Raw genomic sequence first — 6,609 nt, 5'->3', positions numbered from 1 at the left:
CCGAACCGACAAACTCGCCATCGCCTACCAGGCCGCACTCCACATCGCCGGCATCCTCATCTGGACCCGACGCTGACCAAAGAGACAGAACCTAGCGATCCAGTAGAAAGGAGGGCGGCAGCGCATGACCTAATCGGATGCGTTGTCTCCGTTTTGGGCTTGACGGCTCACTACCTGGGTAGGCGCCAGCCGTGTCCGGCGGCTTGCCCGGACTCGGATCCAAGGAGCACCATGATTCTCATCCTCGGACTCATCATCTTGATCGTCGCTGTCATCGTCGCTTTGGCCGGAATATTCGGCAATACGGGTGCGGGGCACGGCCTCGGTGCCGGCGGTGATTTCTCGATATTCGGGTACCACGCAACCGGTTCGACCGGATCTCTCTTTCTGATCGGGATCATCGTGGGGGCCGTGGCCCTCTTGGGTCTGGCTCTGGTCATGATGGGAGCCCGGCGTTCGGGGCGTCGCTCGGTGCGCGCCCGACGGGAACTCGGCACTTCACGCCGTGAGGCCGGCGCTGTCGACCGCGCGCACGAGCGCGAGCGCGACGATCTCATCAAGCAACGTGACGACGCCCGCGCCGAGACCGCTGCTCCAGTGGCGGGCGCGCCTCGCGCCGACACCGCTGCCCCAGCGGACGCGCCCCGCGCCGTGACCACTTCGTCCGTGGCGAATGCTGCCCGCAGCCGGGGCCACTGGTTCGGCCGCCGAGCCGCACCCCGCTGAAAGGCGGCGGGGCGCACGGAAACCCCATGCCCCGTTCAACAGCGATGAAGGGTAATGCCGATGCGACTCCCCTTCCGCTTCCGGTCCTCGCGGACCGCGCGCCCTCGGCACGGCCGACGGCCGACGTACGGTTCCTGGCTGGCGAGCACGCTCAGCGGGACGGGCGCGACCTGGTTTTGCCCGACAGTGGGGACGGCGCCCTCGTCCTCGTCCTCACCGCAGAGTTCGACACCGCATCCACGGCCCCGCTCCGCAGGGCCTTGACCGATGCGCAATCGGCCGAGGCCCTGCGGACGGTCGTCGACGTGTCCGGAGTCGTCTTCGCGGACTCCGGCCTGATCCGGCTCCTCGAACTCAGCGGCGCGGCGGGGATCCTGCGCATCACACCGGACGTCGAATCGGCACGCCGCGACAGTCGGACTTGGCATCCCCGAATGCATCCTGAGGCCGTGCAGGTCGCCTCGAGAAAACCCGGCGTCGCGGCGAGTCAGCCCGGCCAGGTTCCCGTCACACGGCGCACGGCCACAGCCCCCGAGCGATCGACCGCGGCCTTGACCACGGCGAAGATCGCGCCCTGGACGGCAGCGGCGATCAAGATCTGCTTCCAGGAGCGGTCCTCGTCCGTCGGACTGGGCGCCTCTCCTTCCCCTTCGACGACCTTCCAGACCCGTTTGAACGCCGCCCCCGCGATCAGGCCGCTGACGGCTCCCAAGGCCAGTCCGACCGGCGCATAGGCGGCCTTGGAGACTCTCATCGGCCTACGCGGCTGCGCCGCACCAGCTGGAAGGCGACCAGGGCGGCGCCGGCCACGAGCAGGGGCTTGCGGTTGGCGCGTGCCACGCTCGCGACCTGGCCGGCCTTGTGCAGAACCGGATCGGGTGTCGTGTCCTTCACCAGCTGCGCGGCACGGTGTGCCGTTACAGAGATCTGGTCGACGACCGCGGCCGTCTTCTCGGCGGCCCGTTCTTTGGCAACGGCCGTCTTCTCCGTCGCCTGTGCCGTGATGCCGGCCTTGCCCGCCAGCGCATCGACCGTCTGCCCGAGTTCGTCACGGCTGCGCTCGACCTGCTCGCGCAGCTCCTCGGGAGTGGGTGAGCCCATATTTGTTCGCGGGTCGTTGGTCATCAGTGCGTCATCTCCTTGATCTGGGCCGGGCCGGCCTTGACGCCGTCGACGGCTGAAGAGGCCGCCGCCCTTTCCAAGCGCTTGCCTTTCCGAGTCATTTCTGCGCGCATACCCGGTAAATGCACACGCACCCTCGGGGGACGCAGATCGAATGGACCGGCCGGGCACCTGTCGCGCTGGCCTGACGAGCAGACCATGGCCGCGCTCGCCGAGCACGGTGTCCGGATGGCCGCCCACGACGTGAAATCCGGCGTGAAGACCGACAGGGGAGACGGAGGCGCCTGGCCCGAGATCCGGGACAGGATGGGCTGCGACATCCTCCTCCTGTCGACGCCGATCCGGCTCGGGCACCGGTCCGGCTCAGCCCGCCTCAAGGCCGCGCCGTAACCGGAGAGCCGACGGCACCTGCGCGGCCCCTTCCCCCGAAGCCCGACCAGGACGGACCCGAGACCGTGGGTCCGACCACGCAGGCGACCGGAGCGGACCAGGCACGCGTGGCGCAGAGCGGCGCCTACCTGACGACGGCCCAGGGCGCGCGACTACCCGGCAGTGATCACTCCTTGAACGCCGGAACGCGCGGACCGGTACGGATCCAGGACCACCACCTGCGCGTGCGCGAGAAGATCACGCACTTCGACCACGAACGGATCCGGGGGCGGGTCGTCCACGCCCGGGGTTCCGGCGCCCTTGCCGTTTTCCAGGGCTACGGAACGGCCGGCGAGGTCGGCGAGGTGTCCAAGGCCGATTTCCTCGCCCAGGACGTGGAGACGCCCGTGTTCGTCCGGTTCTCCACCGTTCTGGGCTCGCGCGGCTCTGCCGATACCCTGCGCGACACACGCGGCTTCGCCACGACGTTCTACACCGACGAGGGCACCTTCGGCCTGGTCGGCAACAACATCGCGGTGTTCTTCATCCAGGACGCCGTCAAGTTCCCCGACGTCATCCACGCGGCCAAACCGCATCCGGACCGGGAGGTCCCGCAGGCGCAGAGCGCCCACGACAGGTTCTGGGCGTGTTCAACACACCCGAGCAGACCTTCGAGGGCATCGGCCTCCTCGACCCCACCAAGATCGTCCCGGAGGAGCTCCCACCCGTTCAGCCCATCGGACTGATGACCCTGAACGCCAACACCAAGAACTACTTCGCCGAGACCGAGCAGGTCGCCTTCCACCCCGGGCACCTGGTCCCCGGCATCGACGTCACGGACGACCCGCCCAGCCGCGCCTCTTCTGGCTGAGCATGACCCCGACGGAGCGCGAACACATCATCGCCGCCTACACCTTCGAACTGAACAAGTGCTACGAGCCGGCGATCGAGGAGCGCGCCCTGAAGGTACTGGCCAACGTCGATCCGCAGCCGTGCAAGCAGGTCGCCGCGGGACTCCGTTCAGGTCCCCGACGCCACCGTGCCGCTCGTCACGGCCGACCCCAGCCCCGCCCTCTCCCAGATGGGAGGGACCCGGCCGGCCGACGGCCGCGTCATCGGCATCGTCGCCGACCCCGCATCCGGCGTGGACGGCCTGCGGGCCGCCTGTCAGCCCGTCCTGGACAACGGCACGGTGCCGCTCGTCATCGCCCCGACCGGCGCCGTCCTCGACCCCGAAGGTGGACCGATCGCCGTTCAACGGATCTTCGCCGCCGCCCGTTCCGTCGAGTTCGACGCCCTTCTGCCGGCCGGCGCGCCCCAGGCCGGCCCAGACGCGTACGGTGCACGCGACGCCAAGGCCGGCACCGCCCGGCCACCCGAAGCCACCGACCCCCGCGTACTGCTGCTCGTCACCGAGGCGTACCGCCACGGTAAAGCCATCGGAGGCTGGAACGGCGCGGCCGTGTGATCGTGCCCGACCCGGCCCTGCGGCCGCGGCCGGGTTCACCCCGGGCGGCACCCCGGGCCGCGACTCCCCCATTGGCACGCCAGTCGTTCGGGTGCAGTCGAAGCCAGGGCGGGAGCACGACGCTACACCGGGTAGGCGTCGTACATGAACTCCCACACCCCCGACACCTCGACCATGGCACGGCAGCGCGCCGTGATCGACACTGTCTCGGCACGTTGGCTGACGACCCTGGACCGGCTCGAGCGGACCACGGTGGCCGACCCGGCGATCAGGGCGCTCCAGCGGGGAATCCGCTCACTCCCCCTGGGCTGGATGCGCGATCTGCTGCACGGCAGGCCGCTGGGCCACCCGGTGCATCCCGTGCTGGTGCAAGTGCCCATCGGATGCTGGCTGTCGACTGCCGTGGTGGACTGCGTACCGGGCGCACAGCGAGCGGCGACGACCCTCACCGCCGTCGGACTGGCAGGCGTCGCCCCGGCGGCGCTGGCCGGCTGGGCGGACTGGGCGGACCTCCCCGCCGAACAGGCCCGGGTGGGTCTGGCCCATGCGGTCGCGAACGCGGCCGCGGTGGCCTGCTACACCGCGTCCTTGAGGTCGCGGCTCCACTGCCGCTCGGCGAAAGGCCGACTGTGGTCCCTCGGCGGCCTCGCCGCCGTCGCCGTCACCGGCGCGCTGGGCGGACACGTCGCCTACCGACAGGCCGTCGGAGCACCCCCCGCCGCATGAGTCACACCCGCCGCGCGCGCTCGACCGGTTCCGTCCGGTGTCCGATGGCCCCGGTCGGCCGGCGCTGTGCTGAGACGCTCAGTCTCCTACCGCTCGGGCGTCGCTCCGGGGGTCGCGCGGTGTGGCCGTGTGGTCGGGATGGTCCGGGGTACGGCGGATCTCCTTGAGCCGGGCCTCCAGGAGGTGCTCACGCCCGCCGGCCAGCTCGTCGACGATGTCGCGTTCCATCGCGGCGAACGGCTGGTGGTACGTGGAGTTGTAGGCCTCGACGATCTGGAACGTCCAGTGGTCAGGGATCACGTTGCGGCCCACGATCTCGCGCTCGACCCGCACTGCCTGCGCCTCGTGGCCCGCCTCCCGCAGGAGCCGGACGGCGTCCCCCAGCTCGAAGTCCGCGGTCCCGGTCAGCTGGTGGAACCCATAGAGATGGCCGCGGGCCCGCTCCGTGGTCTCCAGGGCTTTCGACAGAGCGCCCAAGGCGCGCAGTGTCTTCTCGTCGACGCCCTCGGGCACCTGGTGCTCCGGATCCATCTCGCCATCGATATGCATGAGGTCCTCTTTCCCGAAAAACACTTTGCCGAGCGGTCGATTGAGCCGTACGGCGCAAGTCGGCCTCACCGGACGTACGGGCCCGGCCGGTGTCTGCGAGGTACCGTCACGCAACCGCCGGACCAGGAGACCGAAGAGCCAACCTCCCCACATCGCACGTATGACACCCCTGGACGGATGAGGAGACCTCATGCACCACACGATCAGCCGGATTCTGGTGACGGGTTCCGCCGACGGGCTGGGACGGGCCGCAGCACACTCGCTGCTGACCGCGGGCTACGAAGTGGTGGTGCACGCGCGGAACCCGGAACGCGCCGCCGGCCTCCGTCCGCTGCTGGACCGGGGAGCAGACATCGTGGTGGGCGACTTCACGGACCGCGACGCCGTACGGCGCATCGCACAGGAGCTGAACGACGCGGAGCCCCTCGACGTGGTCATCCACAACGCCGGCGTGTGGAGCGGCCCGGCGGTCATGCCGGTCAACATCATCGCGCCGTACCTGCTGACGGCCCTGCTGCGCGGACCCCGGCGCCTGGTGTACCTGAGCAGCGGCTCGCACTTCGGCGGACGCGCCCACCCCTCGCTCGCCGGCATCGACTGGCGGGGCGAGCACTCGGGCTCGTACGCGGACAGCAAGCTGTTCGTCACGGCGCTCGCGGCCGCGGTGGCACGGATCCACCCGGGGGTGCTGAGCAACGCCGTGGATCCGGGCTGGGTGCCGACGAAGATGGGAGGCCCGAACGCGCCGGACGACCTCGAACTCGGCCACCGGACGCAGGAGTGGCTGGCCACGAGTGACGACCCCCAGGCCCTGACGACCGGCGGGTACTGGTATCACCGGCAGCGGCGACCACCGCATGAAGCGGTCCATGACCAGGCTTTCCAGGAGCGCCTGTTGGAAGCGCTGGCCCGTGAAACGGGCGCCGCGATCTGACCCGCACGTGCGGCGGGCCATCGCGTGGACGGGCACGCCGTGCTCGGCTGCCGCCCGAAGCAAGAACCGATCCGCCGCGGCGCACGGCATGGCGTCGAAGGGAACGGCCCGCGCGGCGGGCGAAGATGGAAGGCTCCGGCGCCGCATCCGCGGGCCGCGACAGAAAGGGGCACCGTGACGCCTTCGTTCACCATCGAGGCCGAGCGCCGCGGCAACACCGTCCTGATCAGCTTCATCGGAGACCTGAACGCGAGTGCCGCGCCGGCCCTGTACGAGGTCCTGCCGGTTCTCGCCGACGACACGAGCGTCGACGTCCTCATGCTCGACCTGCACGGGGTGGCCCGCATGGACACCGCGGGACTGCTGCTGCTCCTGGACCTGCACCGGCGAGCCGAATGCCTCGGTCTCCGGGTGCTGGCCGTCGGCTGGCGCGAACAGCCCCAGCAGCTCATGGCCACCGTCGCGGGGATCCGCGGGCGGGGATCCGCCACAGGAGAGCGCTATGCCCTCGCCGGATTCCGCCGCCTGATCGAAACGCGCGCCGAACACCAGCACACCGCCGCGCTGGACACCGCTGCCCGCACCTGATCTCACCCTCCGCCCATCCCGCGACCCCTGGGCCCCCCGGCGGCGCCGGGCGGGCCCCCCCCGGGCGGGCCGGCGCCCGGCCGGGGCGGGGGGCCCCCCCCCGGGGGCGGGGGGCGGGGGGGGGGGG

The 6,609-nt window shown here is 70.7% G+C and carries 8 protein-coding genes and 1 pseudogene; 6 read left to right on the top strand and 3 right to left on the bottom strand.

Going from position 1 to position 6,609, the window contains the following annotated elements; all coding sequences use genetic code 11:
* Nucleotides 1-231 precede the first annotated feature (231 nt).
* Nucleotides 232-726: a hypothetical protein gene (locus ACFXA3_RS30995; protein ID WP_385192068.1), complete on the top strand. Its 495-nt coding sequence runs from the start codon at nucleotides 232-234 to the stop codon at nucleotides 724-726.
* 487 nt (nucleotides 727-1,213) lie between these two features.
* On the opposite strand, the gene ACFXA3_RS30990 is transcribed toward ACFXA3_RS30995, so the two are convergent.
* On the bottom strand, nucleotides 1,214-1,480 hold the full coding sequence (locus ACFXA3_RS30990; RefSeq protein WP_385192065.1) for a DUF4235 domain-containing protein: 267 nt from the start codon (nucleotides 1,478-1,480) through the stop codon (nucleotides 1,214-1,216).
* The gene (locus ACFXA3_RS30985; protein ID WP_385192062.1) at nucleotides 1,477-1,851 is read right to left on the bottom strand and encodes a DUF3618 domain-containing protein; all 375 of its coding nucleotides are present in this window, start codon (nucleotides 1,849-1,851) and stop codon (nucleotides 1,477-1,479) included. Before ACFXA3_RS30985 ends, ACFXA3_RS30990 begins: the two co-directional genes overlap by 4 nt.
* Before the next feature lie 195 nt (nucleotides 1,852-2,046).
* Here ACFXA3_RS30985 and ACFXA3_RS30980 point away from each other — a divergent pair, with 195 nt between their 5' ends.
* The 3 genes and pseudogenes from ACFXA3_RS30980 to ACFXA3_RS30970 all read left to right on the top strand — a co-directional run bounded on the left by ACFXA3_RS30980 (nucleotide 2,047) and on the right by ACFXA3_RS30970 (nucleotide 4,411).
* Nucleotides 2,047-2,238, top strand: coding sequence for a hypothetical protein (locus ACFXA3_RS30980; RefSeq protein WP_385192060.1), 192 nt, complete (start codon nucleotides 2,047-2,049; stop codon nucleotides 2,236-2,238).
* Nucleotides 2,160-3,676: pseudogene (locus ACFXA3_RS30975) on the top strand (catalase); the annotation flags it as partial. The gene ACFXA3_RS30980 and the pseudogene ACFXA3_RS30975, both read left to right, overlap by 79 nt.
* Nucleotides 3,677-3,829: 153 nt before the next feature.
* Nucleotides 3,830-4,411, top strand: coding sequence for a DUF2231 domain-containing protein (locus ACFXA3_RS30970; protein ID WP_385192058.1), 582 nt, complete (start codon nucleotides 3,830-3,832; stop codon nucleotides 4,409-4,411).
* Between the two features lie 78 nt (nucleotides 4,412-4,489).
* Here ACFXA3_RS30970 and ACFXA3_RS30965 read toward each other — a convergent pair whose 3' ends face one another.
* Nucleotides 4,490-4,960, bottom strand: a complete 471-nt coding sequence (locus tag ACFXA3_RS30965) for a hypothetical protein (protein ID WP_385192056.1) — start codon at nucleotides 4,958-4,960, stop codon at nucleotides 4,490-4,492.
* Nucleotides 4,961-5,162: 202 nt separating this feature from the next.
* Here ACFXA3_RS30965 and ACFXA3_RS30960 point away from each other — a divergent pair, with 202 nt between their 5' ends.
* Nucleotides 5,163-5,894: an SDR family NAD(P)-dependent oxidoreductase gene (locus ACFXA3_RS30960; protein WP_385192070.1), complete on the top strand. Its 732-nt coding sequence runs from the start codon at nucleotides 5,163-5,165 to the stop codon at nucleotides 5,892-5,894.
* A gap of 174 nt (nucleotides 5,895-6,068) precedes the next feature.
* Complete coding sequence (locus tag ACFXA3_RS30955; protein WP_385192053.1) at nucleotides 6,069-6,482, top strand: STAS domain-containing protein; 414 nt, start codon at nucleotides 6,069-6,071, stop codon at nucleotides 6,480-6,482.
* The last annotated feature ends 127 nt before the right edge of the window (nucleotides 6,483-6,609 follow it).

It is taken from the genome of Streptomyces sp. NPDC059456 (assembly GCF_042750055.1).
Lineage (GTDB): Bacteria > Actinomycetota > Actinomycetes > Streptomycetales > Streptomycetaceae > Streptomyces.
The sequence above is the reverse complement of the archived record's forward strand: the minus strand, read 5'-3'. Positions and strand labels throughout refer to the sequence as shown.

What these genes read in the sequence shown, in the direction of transcription:
- ACFXA3_RS30995 (WP_385192068.1), top strand. Translation starts at nt 232, where the DNA reads ATGATTCTCATCCTCGGACTCATCATCTTGATCGTCGCTGTCATCGTC.
- ACFXA3_RS30965 (WP_385192056.1), bottom strand. Translation starts at nt 4,960, where the DNA reads ATGCATATCGATGGCGAGATGGATCCGGAGCACCAGGTGCCCGAGGGC.
- ACFXA3_RS30990 (WP_385192065.1), bottom strand. Translation starts at nt 1,480, where the DNA reads ATGAGAGTCTCCAAGGCCGCCTATGCGCCGGTCGGACTGGCCTTGGGA.
- ACFXA3_RS30970 (WP_385192058.1), top strand. Translation starts at nt 3,830, where the DNA reads ATGAACTCCCACACCCCCGACACCTCGACCATGGCACGGCAGCGCGCC.
- ACFXA3_RS30985 (WP_385192062.1), bottom strand. Translation starts at nt 1,851, where the DNA reads ATGACCAACGACCCGCGAACAAATATGGGCTCACCCACTCCCGAGGAG.
- ACFXA3_RS30980 (WP_385192060.1), top strand. Translation starts at nt 2,047, where the DNA reads ATGGCCGCGCTCGCCGAGCACGGTGTCCGGATGGCCGCCCACGACGTG.